Source organism: Corynebacterium aurimucosum ATCC 700975 (genome assembly GCF_000022905.1).
GTDB lineage: Bacteria > Actinomycetota > Actinomycetes > Mycobacteriales > Mycobacteriaceae > Corynebacterium > Corynebacterium aurimucosum_F.
In genome coordinates this window covers 1,326,585-1,343,116 of sequence record NC_012590.1, presented here as the reverse complement: position 1 = coordinate 1,343,116, position 16,532 = coordinate 1,326,585, and the positions used below count along the sequence as shown (strand labels likewise).

The window sequence follows — 16,532 nt, the reverse complement described above, 5'->3', positions numbered from 1 at the left end:
AAAGCCACTAAAGACAGGTACTCGAAGTGCCGCCGTTCTCACCAGCAAGTGAGGATGGCGGCGCTTTTTGCTGCGCGGAGCCCTCGGCTTCGTTTAGCCTAGACACCATGCATGCTATTCAGGTGACCACGACCGGAGGACCCGAGGTCCTCACCTACGCCGAGGTAGATTCCCCCACGCCGACGAAGGAGCAGCTGCTTGTCGACGTCTCCGTGGCCGGTGTCAACTACATCGACACCTACTACCGCGAAGGCATCTACAACGCCTCCGTGCCCTTCATTATCGGGCTCGAAGGAACCGGCCGCGTTGTGCACGACCCTCAGGGGGAAATCGCTCCAGGCACGATGGTGGCCTGGGATCACGCCTTCGGCTCCTATGCAGAACAAGTCTGCGTGCCGCGCGACCGCGTGGTAGCCGTTCCGGATGAAATCCCCTCCGCCGTCGCTGGGTCCATGCTCTTGCAAGGGATGACGGCACACTACCTCACCCACGGTGTGTATCAGCTTGGAGAAGGCGCGTCCTGCCTTATCACTGCCGGTGCGGGCGGTGTGGGCTTAATCCTCACCCAGATGGCCAAGTCCCTGGGCGCCACCGTCTATTCCGTGGTCTCCACGGATGAGAAGGAAGAGTTGGCCTATGGTGCGGGCGCAGACTGCGTCTTCCGCTACAGCAGCGGCCTGGCCGAGCAGGTGCGCCGACACAATGGCGGGCGCGGCGTCGACGTGGTTTACGACGGCGTCGGCAAAGCCACCTTCAATGAGTCTCTAGAAGTTGTGCGCCCTCGCGGCACGGTCGCGCTTTTCGGCGCCGCGTCGGGCCCCGTCCCGCCGATGGACCCGCAGCTGCTTAATAAGCACGGTTCCATCTTCCTCACCCGCCCCTCACTCGGCGCTTGGACCTCCCAAGAAGGCGAGTTCCAGATGCGCGCCCAGGCAGTCGTGCAGGCGGTCATCGATGGCGACCTCGACTTCCGCATCTCCGCGGAATACCCGCTCGCCGAAGCCGCGCAAGCCCACCGCGACCTCCAGGAGCGCAAAACCACTGGCTCTATCGTTCTGCGCGTAAGAGAAGACTAGTCCAGGGAGTAGCTCCCTGGACTAGATCGAAATAATTGGGGGTTCTCTGCCCCGGCTGGCAGGCCGCCTCGCTAGAAGAGGGCGGCCGACCAGCCCAGCATGCGCCCGATGGGTTCCCAGCCCACGACGGCGTCGATAGACAATCCAATAAAGAGAACTGACAGATAATTATTGGAGTAGATGAAGAGGCGCATGGGCTTGACCTTTGCACCCTTCTTCACCCCTTGGTGGAGGCGGATTGCCATCCACAGGAAGACCGCACCGGAGGCCACCGCGGCCACCAAGTAGATCCAGGAGGCTGCCGGGATAATAAGGAAGGTCACGATAACCGTTCCAATCGTGTACCACACGATCTGGCGGGTTACTTCGACTTCCCCGGCAACGACGGGCAACATCGGCACCCCGGCCTTGCGGTAGTCCTCCTTGTACTTCATCGCCAGCGCCCACGTATGAGGCGGGGTCCAGAAGAAGATGATGAGGAACAACACTACGGCCTGCCACCAGCGGTCAGGCTCCCCTGCCGGGGCGTTATCCCGGATCACTGCCCAGCCCACCATGGCGGGCATGCAGCCTGCTAGGCCGCCCCAGACAATGTTCTGGGAGTTTCGCATCTTGAGGAACTTCGTGTAGACGATGACATAGAAGAAGTTGGTCAACAGCACGAAGAACGCCGCCAGCCAGGAATGCGCCAGGACGCCCAGCCAAAAGACGGATAGTGCGAGCATGACCCAAGCGAAAATGGCGGCATTGCGGCGCGAAATAGTCTTGCGAACCAGGGGCCGAGCACGCGTTCGCTGCATCTTCTGGTCAATCTCATAGTCCACGACGTTGTTGAACGTGTGGGCCGCAGCGGCACCCATCCATCCGCCAAAGATGGTGGATACGATGAGCCAGAAGTTTGAGGACACCGCCTCGAATCCACGCTGGGCCTGGAGCATAGCCGGGATTGCTGCCACGAGGAGGAGTTCAATGATCCTCGGTTTCGTTAGCGCAAAATAGGCCTTGATGGTCTCCAAGGAATAGTCCTCCGTAAATCCGGCACGTGGGTGTATGGCTTATAGGTCTGAAGTAGTGGTCGTCTGCTCACGCTAAAAAGTTCCCGAGACATCCCGGGAGCTGTGTGGCACGGCCGAGGTTTCCTCTTCGAAGCACTCGCCGGCCAGAGCCGATAGCGGGGAGCAACGGCGTCAACCATGCCAGACTACCGCCCGAAACCTGGTTTATATAATCCCCCGCCAAAGATCGAAAAACCTTTACACTGATTAACGGTATATCTGTTTCCAGAAGCGAAGTGAGGTTTTCGCCGTGTCGCACGAAAAGTTGTCCCCGGAACTGCAGGCTATGGTCCAGCGCCGTTATCCTTCGGACTGGAGTGACCTCGATACTCGCGCCGTGGATACCGTCCGCGTGCTTGCTGCCGACGCCGTTCAGAACTGCGGCTCCGGCCACCCCGGTACCGCCATGTCCTTAGCGCCTCTGGCCTACACGCTCTACCAGCGCGTGCTCAACCACGACCCAGCAGATGTTCACTGGGCAGGACGCGACCGCTTTGTCCTCTCCGTCGGGCACTCTTCTCTGACGCAGTACATCCAGCTCTTCCTTGGTGGCTTCGGCCTCGAGATGGAGGATCTCAAGTCTTTGCGCACGTGGGGTTCTAAGACTCCCGGCCACCCGGAGGTTCACCACACCGACGGTGTAGAAATCACCACAGGCCCGCTGGGCCAGGGCCTGGCTTCCGCGGTTGGTATGGCCATGGCCGCGCGCAAGGAGCGTGGATTGTTCGACGCTTCCGCCCCGGCTGGCGACTCTCCCTTCGATCACTACGTTTATGTCATCGCCTCTGATGGTGATCTGCAGGAGGGCGTGACTGCTGAGGCCTCTTCCTTGGCAGGCACTCAGAAGCTGGGCAACCTTATCGTCTTCTGGGATGACAACCGCATCTCCATTGAGGATGACACCAACATTGCCTTCAACGAGGACGTCGCCAAGCGCTATGAGGCTTATGGCTGGCACGTCCAAACCGTTGAGTCCGGTGAAGACGTAGAAGCCATCGAAGCGGCCGCTGCTGCTGCCCGCGCCGAAACCTCCCGCCCCTCCTTCATCCGTGTGAAGACGGTCATCGGTTACCCAGCACCGAACAAGATGAACACCGGTGGCGTCCACGGCGCCGCCCTCGGTGAAGACGAGGTGGCCGCGACCAAGGAAGTCCTTGGCTTCGATCCTGCGCAGTCCTTCCACATCGACGAGGAAGTCCTCGCTCATACCCGCGAGCTGACTGCCCGCGGTGCGCAGAAGCATGCTGAGTGGCAGGAGAAGTTCGACGCGTGGGCCGCAGCCCACCCGGAGGAGAAGAAGCTCTTCGACCGCCTCCAGGCCCGCGAGCTTCCTGCTGACTTCGCCACCGAGCTTCCTACCTGGGAAGCGGGCGAGTCTCTGGCTACCCGAAAGGCTTCGGAAGCCGCCATTCAAGCACTTGCAGCCTCCCTGCCGGAGATGTGGGGCGGCTCTGCCGACCTGGCAGGCTCCAATAACACGGTGATCAAGGGCGCGGAGTCCTTCGGCCCCGAGTCCATCACCACGGACGCTTGGACCGCCACGCCTTATGGCCGTAACCTGCACTTCGGTATTCGTGAGCACGCCATGTCCGCTATCATGAACGGCATCGCGCTGCACGGTAATACCCGCGTCTACGGCGGCACCTTCCTTATCTTCTCTGAGTACCAGTACCCCGCCGTACGCCTCGGTGCGCTCATGTCCACCGATACCTACTACGTGTGGACCCACGATTCCATTGGCTTGGGCGAGGACGGCCCCACCCACCAGCCGGTTGAAACACTCGCTGCCCTGCACGCCATCCCCAACCTCTCCGTCATCCGCCCGGCCGATGCTAACGAGACGGCCCAGGCGTGGGCGGCGGCACTCGAGTACAAGGCCGCGCCGAAGGGACTCGCGCTGTCTCGCCAGAACCTTCCTGTGCTTGAGGGCACCAAGGAAAAGGCGGCCGAAGGCGTACGCCGCGGCGCCTACGTCCTTGTTGAGGCATCGAAGGTAACTCCAGATGTCATCCTCCTTGCCACCGGCTCCGAGGTGCAGCTCGCTGTGGAAGCCGCCAAGCAGCTCGAGGCTGAGGGCACCGCGACCCGGGTCGTTTCCGCACCGTGCCTGGAGTGGTTCGATGAGCAGGACGCTTCCTACCGCGAATCCGTCCTTCCCTCCTCGGTCCGCGCGCGCGTCTCCGTCGAGGCCGGTATCTCCATGCCGTGGCACAAGTACACCGGTTCCTTCGGCCGCACCGTGTCTCTGGAGCACTTCGGTGCCTCCGCACCTGCCGCAGAGCTCTTTGAGAAGTTCGGTTTCACCGCCGAGGCCGTTGCTGAAGCCGCCCGCGAATCACTCAACGCTGCTCAGGCTGACTAGTTTCCCGCTCCGAGTTCCCCTCACGAAAGGACCTACACCACACCATGACGCATATTGATGATCTGGCTCGCCTCGGGACGTCGACGTGGCTCGATGATCTTTCCCGCGAGCGCCTAGACTCCGGCAACCTCCGTGAGCTTTTGGACACCAAGTCCATCGTGGGTGTCACCACGAACCCCGCGATCTTTGCTGCCGCAATGTCCTCCGGTAACTCCTATGACACCGACATCGCAGCGCTGAAGGAAAAGTCCGCTACCGCGGACGAAGCAGTGTACTCACTGGCTATCGACGATGTCCGCAACGCGTGCGACGTCTTTACCGAGATTTACGAGAAGTCAGGCGGCCGCGATGGCCGTGTCTCCATCGAGGTAGATCCCCGCATCTCCGCAGATGCGGAAGCGACCTTGGAGCAGGCGCGTGAACTGTGGGCCAAGGTTGCGCGCCCCAACCTCATGATCAAGATCCCAGCTACCGATGGTTCCCTTCCCGCCATCTCCGACGCCCTCGCAGAGGGCATCTCCGTCAATGTGACCCTCATCTTCTCCGTCGAGCGCTATGCCCAGGTCATTGCAGCTTATAAGGAGGGAATCAAGCGCGCCGCTGCGGCGGGCAAGGAAGTCTCCACGATTCACTCCGTGGCATCCTTCTTTGTCTCCCGTTTGGATACCGAAGTCGACAAGCGCCTGGAACTGACCGGCTCAGACGAGGCTCTTGCCTTGCGTGGAAAGGCTGGCGTGGCCAACGCTCAACGCGCCTACGCCCTGTTCCGCAAAGAGTTCAAGGAGGGCGGCGAAGACCTCCCAGCTGACGCCAACCCGCAGCGTCCCCTGTGGGCGTCTACGGGAGTTAAGAACCCCGACTACCCCGCCACGCTCTATGTTTCTGAGCTTGCCGGACCGGAAACCGTTAACACGATGCCGGAGAAGACCATCGATGCCGTCCTCGAGCAGGGCAACCTGCACGGCGATACTCTCACTGACTCTGCTGCGCAGGCAGAGCAGGTGTGGTCACAGCTAGAAGCAGTTGGCATTGACTTCGCCGATGTCTTCGCAGTGCTGGAGAAGGAGGGCGTCGACAAGTTCGTTGATGCATGGGAAGCTCTGCTTGCTTCTTTGACGGACCGCCTCGCTTAGACAACGGCGAACAGTGATTGCTCGATAGCGACTCGCGCACCGAATATGGCCACGCAACTATGGTCTACGGGGCGCGGGTCGCTATGCTGAGCAGTTGGACTTAACTCACACAGACCGAAAGGATACTTAGTGAGCACTACCAGCGCGTGGGTCAACCCGTTGCGCAACGCGAAGGACAAGCGCCTGCCACGTATCGCCGGCCCCTCTGGCATGGTGATTTTTGGCGTCACGGGTGACTTGGCGCGCAAGAAGCTTCTGCCTGCAATCTATGACCTGGCCAATCGCGGATTGCTTCCGGCGGGCTTTACTTTGGTCGGCTACGGCCGCCGCGACTGGGATAAACAGGCTTTCTGCGACTACGTTCGTGAGGCCGCCGAGGCAGGAGCACGAACCACCTTCAATGAGCATGTGTGGGAGCACCTTGCCAAGGGAATCGAGTTTGTGCAAGGCAACTTCGATAACGAAGGCTTTGACAAGCTGTCTGCCCGGCTCGCTGAGCTCAACGCTTCTCGCGGCACGGGTGGTAACTGGGCCTATTACCTTTCCGTACCCCCGGAGTTCTTCTCCGATATCTGCCATCAGTTGGAGCGCGTCGGCATGGCAGATAGCACGGATAATTCCTGGCGCCGCGTCATCATTGAGAAACCTTTCGGCCACGATCAGAACTCCGCACGCCAGCTCAATGAGATCGTCAACGCCGTTTTCCCAGAGTCCTCGGTCTTCCGCATCGACCACTACCTGGGCAAAGAAACGGTACAGAACATCTTGGCTTTGCGCTTTGCCAACCAGATCTTCGAACCCATGTGGAATGCGCACTACATCGACCACGTGCAAATCACGATGGCCGAAGACATCGGGCTCGGAGGCCGCGCCGGCTACTACGACGGCATCGGCGCTGCCCGCGATGTCATCCAAAACCACCTCCTGCAGCTGCTAGCCCTCGTCGCCATGGAGGAGCCTTCCTCCTTTGACCCTGAGGCGCTCCAGGCGGAAAAGATTAAGGTCCTGCGCGCCACCAACGCGGTGCACCCGCTTAACAAGACCACGGCCCGCGGCCAGTACTCCGCCGGCTGGCAAGGCTCGGAATATGTAAAGGGCCTCCGAGAAGAGGAAGGCTTCGATCCGGAATCCACGACGGAAACCTATGCAGCCTGCACCCTTGAGGTCAATTCCCGTCGCTGGGCGGGCGTTCCTTTCTACCTGCGCACTGGCAAGCGCCTCGGCCGCCGCGTGACGGAGATTGCCCTCGTTTTTAAGACCGCCCCACACCAGCCTTTTGACCAAGGTCAAGCTGATTCACTGGGCCAGAATGCCGTGGTGATCCGCGTCCAGCCAGATGAGGGCGTCACCATGCGCTTCGGCTCCAAGGTCCCCGGCTCCACCATGGAAGTGCGCGACGTGAACATGGACTTCGCCTACGCCGAGGCCTTCACCGAGGAATCACCGGAGGCCTATGAGCGCCTGATTCTCGACGCCCTCTTAGACGAGTCCTCCCTCTTCCCCACCAACGAGGAAGTGGAGCTGTCGTGGTCCATCCTCGACCCCATCATCGAATACTGGTCCAACATCGGTCAGCCAGAACAATACCGCGCTGGCACATGGGGGCCGGAGTCTGCCGATAGAATGCTGCGCCGCCGGGGTCATTCCTGGCGCCGTCCGTAGGCCCCTAGGAGGAATGGCTTTATGATTATCCCCTTGCCAGATACGACCACGCGCAAAATCTCTAAGAAGCTCGTGGAGATGCAGGAACATTACACGCTCACGACCGGCCGCGTTCTCACGCTCATCGTCATGACCGAAGAAGGCGATGATCTTGACAACCTGCTCACTTCGGTCCGCGATGCCTCCCACGAGCACCCCTCCCGCGTGATCGTGATTGCCTCGGGCTCCCTCGAGGAGGAAACCCGCCTCGATGCCGAGCTGCGCGTCGGCGGCGAAGCTGGCGCCTCGGAAATCGTCGTTATGCACCTGCACGGCGCCCTCGCCGACCAAGCAGAAGCAGTGGTTACTCCCCTTCTTCTTCCGGATACACCGATCGTCGCATGGTGGCCCACTGCCTGCCCGCCTGCTCCCGCCGAGGTGCCAATCGGTGCTCTTGCCCAGCGCCGCATCACTAACGTGGCTTTCGGCAGCGGTGTTGACCAATACGACCTGCACGTGCTGTCCTCCGGCTATAAGCCGGGTGATTCCGACATGTCTTGGGGCGCCATCACCCTGTGGCGTGGCATCGTCGCCTCTGCTCTTGACCGCCACCCACACGAGCCTGTCAATTCGGTGGAGATCTCTGGAGCCGAGCACCACGCCGCTGTCGACTTTGCGGCCGGCTGGCTTCTCGACGCCCTTTCCGTCCCCGTCACCCGGAGAATCTCGGAATGCGAGGCCGGCGCCTTCCCGATAACCTCCTTAGTTTTCCGGCGTCCCACCGCGGATATCACTGTCACGGCTGTCGACGCCGCAACGGTTAAGGTCAGCGTCCCCGGTTCCCCGGAATCGCTCGTGAGCCTCGCTGTGCGTTCCGAAGCGGAGGTGCTCTCGGAAGAGCTGCGCCACCTTGATTCGGATAGGACATACGCCCATGCTCTCCGCGCCTTAGCGCGCGTGCACTACAGTGTGTAGGCGTAACCTTTTCATCGTTTCCTAGTCTCATCATTCAGAAGGATCTTTCTGCACCATGGTCACGCTTCGCCGCGTTAGCGACATCGACGAGCTCATATCCTCCGCCGCACTCGCCTTTATTGAGACGGTTGCGGCGATTCAAGCCCCGGGCGGTGGCCTACACAAGGACGGAGTCGCACGCGTAGTCCTCACCGGTGGCGGTGCAGGAATCGGTGTCCTCCGGGAATTAGCCCGCCTCCACGAAGCTGCCCAGCAACAAGGTAGCGACTACCCCGCATTGGCCGTGGACTGGACGCGCGTCCACGTCTTCTTCGGTGATGAGCGCAATGTTCCGGTCAGCGATCCGGATTCCAACGAAGGCCAAGCTCGCGAGGCTCTTCTGAGCAAGGTCGGTATTCCAGAACAGCACATTCATGGCTATGACTTGGGTGCGGTATCCATGGAACACGCAGCCCAAGCCTATGAGGGCGAGATCCGTGATTTTGCCCCAGAGGGCTTCGACATTCACCTCTTGGGCATGGGCCATGAGGGCCACATTAACTCTCTGTTTCCGCACTCGGAGGCAGTCTATGAGGACACGGACCATGCATTTGCTGTCCACGATTCCCCTAAGCCCCCGTCGGAGCGCGTCACGCTGACCTACCCCGCTATCAATCGCTCCCAACGCATTTGGTTCCTCGTCTCCGGCGAGGAGAAGGCCGAAGCTGCGTCCCACCTCGTGGCCGGCGCCGCGGCTGAGGATTGGCCTGCCGCAGGCGCGCGGGGTACCGAAGAGACTCTGCTTTTCGTGAGTGAAGACGCCGCACAGCAGCTTTAACGCTACGGTTCCTCCGGCCGCTGAAGCCTAGGCAAAACATAACGCCGCGTGCCCTCCTCCATGAGAGGAAGCACGCGGCGTTCTGCGTTGTTGTGGCCGTAGACCAGCTAGCGGTTTTAGCCGCTAAATGCCTGCAGCAGATTCAAAGCTACGATGCAAGCGAGCCAGATGACCACCATCACCACAGTATAACGGTCGAGGTTCTTTTCAACCACGGTGGAACCAGACAAGTTGGACTGCACGCCGCCACCAAAGAGGCTGGAAAGACCGCCGCCCTTACCTTTGTGCAGCAGCACGAAGACAGACATCAGGATTGCGGCAATCACGAGGATGATTTCCAGTGCCAAGATCATGAAATAGTTCCTTGTTTTACGCGTTCGTTCGTTTTATGTGGTGGGTGACAGCCTATGCCGCCAGCCCACGGAGAAGAGGGCGCCAAAAGCGGGCGCAATAATCCCCGATAATACACCACGTGGCGGGCCAGAAACCATTCCGACCCGCCACGGTTAATTAGCGTGATGCTAGCTGCTATGAGGGCTATGCGCCCTGGGCAGCATTAGCCGCCAGCTTGGCAAACTCCTCACCCTTGAGAGAAGCACCGCCAACAAGGCCACCGTCAACGTCCGGCTTGCCTACGATCTCCGCGATGGAATCCACCTTGACGGAGCCACCGTAGAGAATGCGGATACCCTCCGCCACCTCATCGCCGCCCAGCTCGCGGACGAGCTCGCGAATAGCTGCGCACACTTCCTGCGCGTCCTCAGCGGAAGCAACCTTACCGGTACCGATTGCCCAGACCGGCTCATAAGCGATGACGGTCTTGGAGAGGGCCTCGGCAGAAAGTCCTTGCAGGGAGTTGCGGGTCTGGGTGACCACGTAATCCACGTGAGTGCCTGCCTCGCGCACGTTAAGCGGCTCGCCCACGCAGACAATCGGACTGATACCGTTAGCCAGGGCTGCAGCGGCCTTCTCTGCAACCAGCTGGTCGGTCTCACCGTGATACTGACGGCGCTCTGAGTGTCCGACGACTGCCCAAGAGCAGCCCAGGGCGGAGAGCATCTTGCCGGACACCTCACCGGTGTATGCACCGGACTCATGCTTGGAAATGTCCTGTGCACCATAGGTGAACTGCAAGTCGTCGCCGTCGACCAGCGTCTGCACGGTGCGGATATCGGTGAACGGGACCATGAAAGCCACGTCAACCTTCTCGTAGTATTCCTTCGGCAAAGAGAAAGCGAACTTCTGCAGGGAGCCAATAGCTTCCTTGTGGTCGAGGTTCATCTTCCAGTTACCTGCGATAAGCGGGGTACGTGCCATGATTAGCCTTTCTAGATCAGACTGAGTTGACGGTTTAAGTGCTTAGGCTTCCAGGACCTTGACGCCCGGCAGCTCCTTGCCTTCAAGGAACTCGAGGGAAGCGCCACCACCAGTAGAGATGTGAGAGAAGCCCTCCTCATCGAGGCCGAGAAGGCGAACGGAAGCCGCGGAGTCACCGCCACCGACGACGGTGAAGGAGCCGTTCTTAGCGGTGGCGTCGATGATCGACTGTGCTACACCTGCGGTGCCCTTGGAGAAGGCCTCCATCTCAAAGACACCCATTGGGCCGTTCCAGAAGACAGTCTTGGAAGAAGCGATGACCTCGTCGAACTTCTTCACCGACTCCGGGCCAATGTCGAGAGACTGCCAACCCTCCGGAATACCGTCCAGAGCGACGACCTTGTTCTCTGCCTGAGCATCAAACTCGGTTGCAGCAACAAGGTCGACCGGCAGGACAATCTTGTCACCGAAGCGCTCGAGCAGCTCCTTGCAGTTGTCAATCTGGTCTTCCTGCAGCAAGGAGTCTTGAACGTTGTAGCCCTGCGCAGCCAAAAGGGTGTAGCACATGCCGCCGCCGATGATGACCTTGTCGGCCTTACCGGCCAGCGCCTCAATCACACCGAGCTTGTCGGAGACCTTGGCGCCGCCAAGGACAACCACGTACGGGTGCTCTGGCTTCTCTGCTACCGCAGCCAGGGTTTCCACTTCCTTCTGCACCAGCTTGCCGGCGTATGCTGGCAGGCGCTTAGCGACGTCGTACACAGAGGCCTGTGCGCGGTGAACGACACCGAAACCGTCAGAGACGAATGCACCGTTGTCCGCAGCCAAGGCGACGAGCTCATCGGCGAAGGTGCCGCGCTCAGCTTCATCCTTAGAGGTCTCGCGCGGATCAAAGCGAACATTCTCCAGGAGGAGAACATCGCCATCGTTGAGGCCGTTGGCGCGCTCATGGGCATCCTCGCCGCTGACGTCGCCGGCCAGGGCAACGTACTGATCCAGTGCCTCGGACAGAGCCTCTGCTACTGGAGCGAGAGAGTACTTCGGGTTTACTTCGCCCTTGGGGCGCCCCAAGTGTGCCGACAGAATGACCTTCGCTCCGCCCTCAATGAGCGCCTTGATAGTGGGCAGCGAGGCGGTGATGCGGCCGGAGTCGGTGATGTTTCCTTCATCATCGAGCGGGACGTTGAAGTCAGAACGAACAAGGACGTGGCGGCCGGAAACGCCTTCTGCGAGCAGATCGTCCAAAGTCTTGAAAGCCATTGTGTTCTCCTTAAAGGTGGGTACTAAAGCTAAAGGTTAATGCTATTCAATTAGAAAGTGTGCCGGAACCTGATTCGCGATGTGTGTGAAAGCGCGTAATCATTCCTTAAAGACGAATACCGGCCCAGCGCACGCCACGTATTCAGAGATAGTAGGCGCGGCGCGTGGGCCGGTTTCTAGCCTGTGGGGCTTCCGCAGGCAATCACAGCTTGCTTCACTGTGCTCACTTCAATGAGGGTGAAACTTTAGAGCTTGGAGGCAACCAGGGAGGTGGTGCGCACGAGCTGGCTGGTGTAGCCCCACTCGTTGTCGTACCAGCCAAGAACCTTGACGAAGTTGCCGTTGGAAACCTTGGTCATGCCAGCATCGAAGATGCAGCCGTGGGAGTCGGTGATGATGTCGGTGGAGACAATCGGGTCCTCGGTGTAGCCCAGGGTCTCGCCGAACTCGCCGGTTGCGGCTTCCTTGATAGCGGCGTTGATTTCCTCAGCGGTGACGTCGCGGGATGCCTGGAAGGTCAGGTCGGTGGCGGAACCGGTGATGGTAGGAACGCGCATTGCGTAACCGTCAAGCTTGCCCTCCAGCTCCGGGAGAACCAAGGAAACAGCCTTTGCTGCACCAGTGGAGGTCGGAACCATGTTGACGGCTGCGGCGCGGGCGCGGCGCAGGTCGCGGTGCGGAGCATCCTGGATGCGCTGGTCACCGGTGTAGGCGTGGATGGTGGTCATCAGGCCCTTCTCGATGCCGAATTTCTCGTGCAGGACCTTGGCCATCGGTGCCAGGCAGTTGGTGGTGCAGGATGCGGCGGAGATGACATTGTGCTTCTCAGCATCGTACTCATCGGAGTTCACACCGTAGACGAAGGTTGCGTCAACGTTCTTGCCCGGTGCAGAGATGATGACCTTCTTGGCGCCGGCCTCGATGTGAGCCTTGGCAGCCTCACCATCGGTGAAGAAGCCGGTGGACTCGATGACGATGTCGACGTTGTGCTCGCCCCAGTTCAGGTTCTTCGGATCGCGCTCTGCGGAGACTGCAATCTTGCGACCGTTGACGGTGATGGACTCGTCGTCGTGCTCGATCTCACCGTCGAAGCGGCCCAGAACCGAGTCGTACTTGAGCAGGTTAGCCAGGGTTGCGTTGTCGGTCAGGTCGTTGACTGCGACGACCTCGAGGTCATTGTTGCCCTGTGCGACTGCACGGAAGAAGTTGCGGCCGATGCGGCCAAAGCCGTTGATACCTACGCGAATGGTCACTGTAATGTCTCCTCAAATAATCGAGTGAAGTTCTATTGTGGGGGCTTCCGAGACTTTGTCTTTATAGGCAGTGCGGTGGACCGTTCTTGCGGCACCGTTGCCCTGCCACTTCCGTGACGTGCTCGGTGGTTTTCCCAACACGGCCGATAGTACCCACGGATTTTGCATCCTGCAGTGCGCGTTCAGGTTCCCATCAAGGGTGCTCGCACGAAAGAGAAAAGAGGCGTACACTAGACGGGCCGCTAGCTACTTAAGGCAATCCCCCAAACCCATACACCTGCAGATACGCCCGTTTATGTGGGATTGTGTTGACCCCGAAGAGGCCAAGGTGGGATATCTCACTAAAGCAAAAAAGAGCGGGTGAATCCAAAAATAAACCTGCTATTACCGGTCATAAATTCACCACCTATAGCCAAAAAATTTCCCCAGACGGTCGATACGATGCCCGAACGGGCACAATTTTCGACTGCGTCTGGGGCAACGGCGAGAGATTAGGATTCCTCAAAAAGTTCCTCTGTCACTGCCTTCGTCGTATCCGGCACGCCAAGTTCCTTCGCGCGCTTATCTGCCATGGAAAGTAGGCGGCGAATACGCCCAGCCACCGCGTCCTTGGTCATCGGCGGATCAGCCAAGCGTCCGAGTTCTTCCAAGGAAGCCTCGCGGTGCTGCACGCGGAGGCGGCCGGCGTCCGCGAGGTGCTCCGGAACGTCATCCCCCAAGATGACCATGGCGCGTTCGACGCGGGCTGCGGCTGTAACTGCTGCACGGGCAGAACGGCGCAAGTTGGCGTCATCGAAGTTGTCTAAGCGGCGGGAGGTGTCGTGGGCTTCGCGTTGGATACGCTTCTTCTCCCACGCCAGGCGGGTCTCTTGGGCACCCATCCTGGTCAGCAACGCACCAATGGCATCGCCATCACGGACCACGACGCGATCAGCCCCGCGGGTCTCCTTAGTTTTCGCCACTACACCCAAACGGCGCGCGCAGCCTACGAGAGCGAGTGCTGCCTCCTGGCAAGGACAGGTTACTTCCAGTGCTGAAGACCGGCCCGGTTCGGTCAGCGAACCTTGGGCCAAAAAGGCCCCACGCCAAGCTGCTTCATTATCCGCAACAGAGCCGGAAATTACTTGCGGTGGCAGGCCCACGACTGGATGACCCGAGCGGGTCACCAACCCCAGACGCCTGGTCAACTCCTTGGCCCCGGTAGTAATGCGCACCTGTACCCTGCTCTTTTTAGAGGATGCGGCGGGGCCTGCTAAGTGGGTGCTCGCAGAAATGGAAAACAACTCGTCGAGTGCGGTGACCAAGCGAGTGGCCACGCTCTTCGATTCCAATTCGACCTCGTACATCACCCGATCTCCGGTGATGTTGAGCTCGCCGGCGAACCTGAGGATCGCGGCAACCTCCGCCGCACGAGCGGACTGGCGCGGTACGGAGACCGCCGTAAGTTCCTCCTTGACCTGATCGGTCAATGACGCAGACACCTCGTGCCTCCCCTTTCAACATCTTGATGTAGCTCACCGCTGAAACCAGCAGTGGTGCAACCGAGCTCAGAAGGACCTTGAGCTCGCGCATACAGCACGTAGTACCGTACCTGTGTAGCGCAGTGACGTCGCAGTGAGCGATGAATGCCACTTAGTCTATCGCGCGCTCAGCTGCGGTGAGTGCCCGGGGCACCCGCCGAAGAATCGCGCTGAGCGGCATAGTCGGTATAAAGCTCAGCCAGTACCTGCGCGAGCTTGTCTGGGCAATGCTTGTTGAGAGAATTTCCGTTCTCATCGGCCTGGCACACATCACGGAAAACCGCCGTAGCACCGAGCACGCTTGCCGCACGCTGCACGAAGACTCGCTCCGACTCATTCGGAAGACCAGAACCATCGACGATTACTTTGTCTACCCGCAGGTTCGGCGCATGCTGCGCTAAGACGTGCAGGTGGCGCTCAGCTGAAAAGCCTTGGGTCTCCCCTGGTTCAGCGGAAAGGTTAAGTACTACAACGCGAAGCGCATCCGAGGACGTAATTGCGTTGACAATCTCCGGCACGAGGACGTGTGGAAGCACGGAGCTAAACCACGATCCCGGCCCCAAGGTGATGAGGTCCGCATCGCGCAAGGCCGCGATGGTTTCCGGATTGGCCTGTGGCTTCTCCGGGATGATGCGGACGCGGCGAACTTGCCCCACGGTGGACGCGACGGCGACTTGGCCGCGGACGGAGCGCATGATGCGGGGGTCGTCGTCAAGCCCGGCCACGTCCGCTTCGATATCTAGCGGCAGATTCACAGCCGGCAGAACGCGGCCCGCAGAGTGCGTTAGCCGTCCGACCGCGTCAAGCGCCGCCTGGAAGTCCCCCAAGACCTCAGTGAGTCCGGCAATGAGAAGATTACCCACCGCATGGCCGGCCATAGCGCCGGTGCTCTGGAAGCGGTGCTGCAGCGTTGAGGCCCACATTTGGCCCTCCTCTGAGTCGCTCGACAATGCAGCGAGCGCCATGCGCAAATCACCCGGTGGAATGATGTCCATCTCGCGGCGCAGCCGTCCAGAAGAACCGCCATCATCAGCCACGGTGACGATGGCAGAAATCGCTTCCGCGCCGGTACGGCGCGCAGCCAGAAGGGTTTGATAAAGACCATGGCCGCCGCCCAGGCTAGCCATGTGGGTAGGGAGAGATGTCACGGAAATACTAGCTTTCGGTCATCCAAGGGGTAGGGAATGAATTCTTATCTTATCGCACCTAATCCCGGGCGATGTCACGGTGCAGTGTGCTCACATCCAGATCCCCACGCTCCCTGAGACGGCGAGCAATCTCCTCCGTAACCGCCACAGATCGGTGATGACCACCGGTGCACCCGATGCCTACGGTGATGAAGTTCTTGCCCTCGTGCCGGTAGCCGGCAAGCATCGAATCAAACATGGTGATGAAGTGATCGATGAAGGGTTCAGCGGCGTCCTGGGAGAGGACGTAGTCCGCCACCGGCTCATCAGTACCGCGGTATCCCCGTAATTCGGGCACCCAATAAGGATTGGGAAGGAAGCGGACATCGACGACTAGATCTGCATCACGCGGGGAACCATGCTTGAAGCCGAAGGACTCTAACGTGACGTGCTGCAGCTCATGGCCCATCTCTCCGAAGGAGGCCTCGATCGCGCGGCGCAGGTCATGGACAGACAGATTGGTGGTGTCGATGATGATATCCGCGCGCTCACGGATGGACTGCACAGCTGCACGCTCACGCTGAATACCCGCCTTAAGGGTTTCCCCATCCTGCAGCGGGTGTGTACGCCGCACAGAATCGAACCGGCGAATCAGAACGTCATCGCGCGCATCGAGGAAGAGCAGCGTCGGCTTCATATCTAGCTGTTCTAGTTCATCAAGGGTTTCTGCCAAGGATCCCGGAAATAAACGGGAGCGCACATCGGTCACCGCGGCGATTTTGCTTACCGGGGACTCCGGGCTCGCACACAGCTTGAGCAAGTCAACGATTGCCTTGGGCGGGATGTTATGGGCTACGTAATAGCCTTTATCCTCCAGCACTTTAGCCGCCGACGTCAGGCCTCCGCCTGACATGCCGGTGATCAAAATGGGTGGGGAATCAAACAGCGTCATGGCTTCCATTCTTACCACCTATTCAGAGTCCTCGGTGGCAATAT

At 60.0% G+C, this 16,532-nt stretch carries 14 protein-coding genes; 6 read left to right on the top strand and 8 right to left on the bottom strand.

Annotated elements, in window-relative coordinates:
* The first annotated feature begins 107 nt into the window (after positions 1 to 107).
* Positions 108 to 1,076 (top strand): quinone oxidoreductase family protein, encoded by a 969-nt coding sequence (locus tag CAURI_RS06320; protein ID WP_010186750.1) that lies wholly within the window; start codon positions 108 to 110, stop codon positions 1,074 to 1,076.
* A gap of 71 nt (positions 1,077 to 1,147) precedes the next feature.
* On the opposite strand, the gene CAURI_RS06315 is transcribed toward CAURI_RS06320, so the two are convergent.
* Positions 1,148 to 2,092 (bottom strand): heme o synthase, encoded by a 945-nt coding sequence (locus tag CAURI_RS06315; protein WP_010186753.1) that lies wholly within the window; start codon positions 2,090 to 2,092, stop codon positions 1,148 to 1,150.
* Positions 2,093 to 2,417: 325 nt separating this feature from the next.
* Between CAURI_RS06315 and tkt the strand changes: the two genes are divergently transcribed.
* The 5 genes from tkt (at position 2,418) to pgl (ending at position 9,059) form a co-directional block, all read left to right on the top strand.
* Entirely contained in the window at positions 2,418 to 4,493 is a 2,076-nt protein-coding gene (gene tkt, locus CAURI_RS06310; RefSeq protein ID WP_174878623.1) for a transketolase, read from the top strand.
* Positions 4,494 to 4,537: 44 nt separating this feature from the next.
* Positions 4,538 to 5,626 (top strand): transaldolase, encoded by a 1,089-nt coding sequence (gene tal, locus CAURI_RS06305; protein ID WP_010186756.1) that lies wholly within the window; start codon positions 4,538 to 4,540, stop codon positions 5,624 to 5,626.
* A gap of 210 nt (positions 5,627 to 5,836) precedes the next feature.
* Complete coding sequence (gene zwf, locus CAURI_RS06300) at positions 5,837 to 7,288, top strand: glucose-6-phosphate dehydrogenase (RefSeq protein ID WP_035116728.1); 1,452 nt, start codon at positions 5,837 to 5,839, stop codon at positions 7,286 to 7,288.
* Positions 7,289 to 7,309: 21 nt separating this feature from the next.
* Complete coding sequence (locus CAURI_RS06295; RefSeq protein ID WP_010186759.1) at positions 7,310 to 8,242, top strand: glucose-6-phosphate dehydrogenase assembly protein OpcA; 933 nt, start codon at positions 7,310 to 7,312, stop codon at positions 8,240 to 8,242.
* 55 nt (positions 8,243 to 8,297) lie between these two features.
* Positions 8,298 to 9,059: a 6-phosphogluconolactonase gene (gene pgl / locus CAURI_RS06290; protein WP_010186760.1), complete on the top strand. Its 762-nt coding sequence runs from the start codon at positions 8,298 to 8,300 to the stop codon at positions 9,057 to 9,059.
* A gap of 116 nt (positions 9,060 to 9,175) precedes the next feature.
* Here pgl and secG read toward each other — a convergent pair whose 3' ends face one another.
* The 7 genes from secG to rapZ all read right to left on the bottom strand — a co-directional run bounded on the left by secG (position 9,176) and on the right by rapZ (position 16,497).
* Positions 9,176 to 9,412: a preprotein translocase subunit SecG gene (gene secG / locus CAURI_RS06285; RefSeq protein WP_010186761.1), complete on the bottom strand. Its 237-nt coding sequence runs from the start codon at positions 9,410 to 9,412 to the stop codon at positions 9,176 to 9,178.
* Between the two features lie 184 nt (positions 9,413 to 9,596).
* Positions 9,597 to 10,376, bottom strand: coding sequence for a triose-phosphate isomerase (gene tpiA, locus CAURI_RS06280; protein ID WP_010186762.1), 780 nt, complete (start codon positions 10,374 to 10,376; stop codon positions 9,597 to 9,599).
* A gap of 42 nt (positions 10,377 to 10,418) precedes the next feature.
* Positions 10,419 to 11,636 (bottom strand): phosphoglycerate kinase, encoded by a 1,218-nt coding sequence (locus tag CAURI_RS06275; protein WP_010186765.1) that lies wholly within the window; start codon positions 11,634 to 11,636, stop codon positions 10,419 to 10,421.
* A gap of 245 nt (positions 11,637 to 11,881) precedes the next feature.
* Positions 11,882 to 12,889, bottom strand: coding sequence for a type I glyceraldehyde-3-phosphate dehydrogenase (gap, locus tag CAURI_RS06270; protein ID WP_010186767.1), 1,008 nt, complete (start codon positions 12,887 to 12,889; stop codon positions 11,882 to 11,884).
* 491 nt (positions 12,890 to 13,380) lie between these two features.
* On the bottom strand, positions 13,381 to 14,370 hold the full coding sequence (whiA, locus tag CAURI_RS06265; protein WP_012715025.1) for a DNA-binding protein WhiA: 990 nt from the start codon (positions 14,368 to 14,370) through the stop codon (positions 13,381 to 13,383).
* 167 nt (positions 14,371 to 14,537) lie between these two features.
* Positions 14,538 to 15,536: a gluconeogenesis factor YvcK family protein gene (locus CAURI_RS06260; RefSeq protein ID WP_012715024.1), complete on the bottom strand. Its 999-nt coding sequence runs from the start codon at positions 15,534 to 15,536 to the stop codon at positions 14,538 to 14,540.
* Positions 15,537 to 15,615: 79 nt separating this feature from the next.
* Positions 15,616 to 16,497 carry an RNase adapter RapZ gene (gene rapZ / locus CAURI_RS06255; protein ID WP_010186771.1) on the bottom strand — a complete coding sequence of 294 codons (882 nt, stop codon included), beginning with the start codon at positions 16,495 to 16,497 and terminating at the stop codon, positions 15,616 to 15,618.
* Positions 16,498 to 16,532 lie beyond the last annotated feature (35 nt).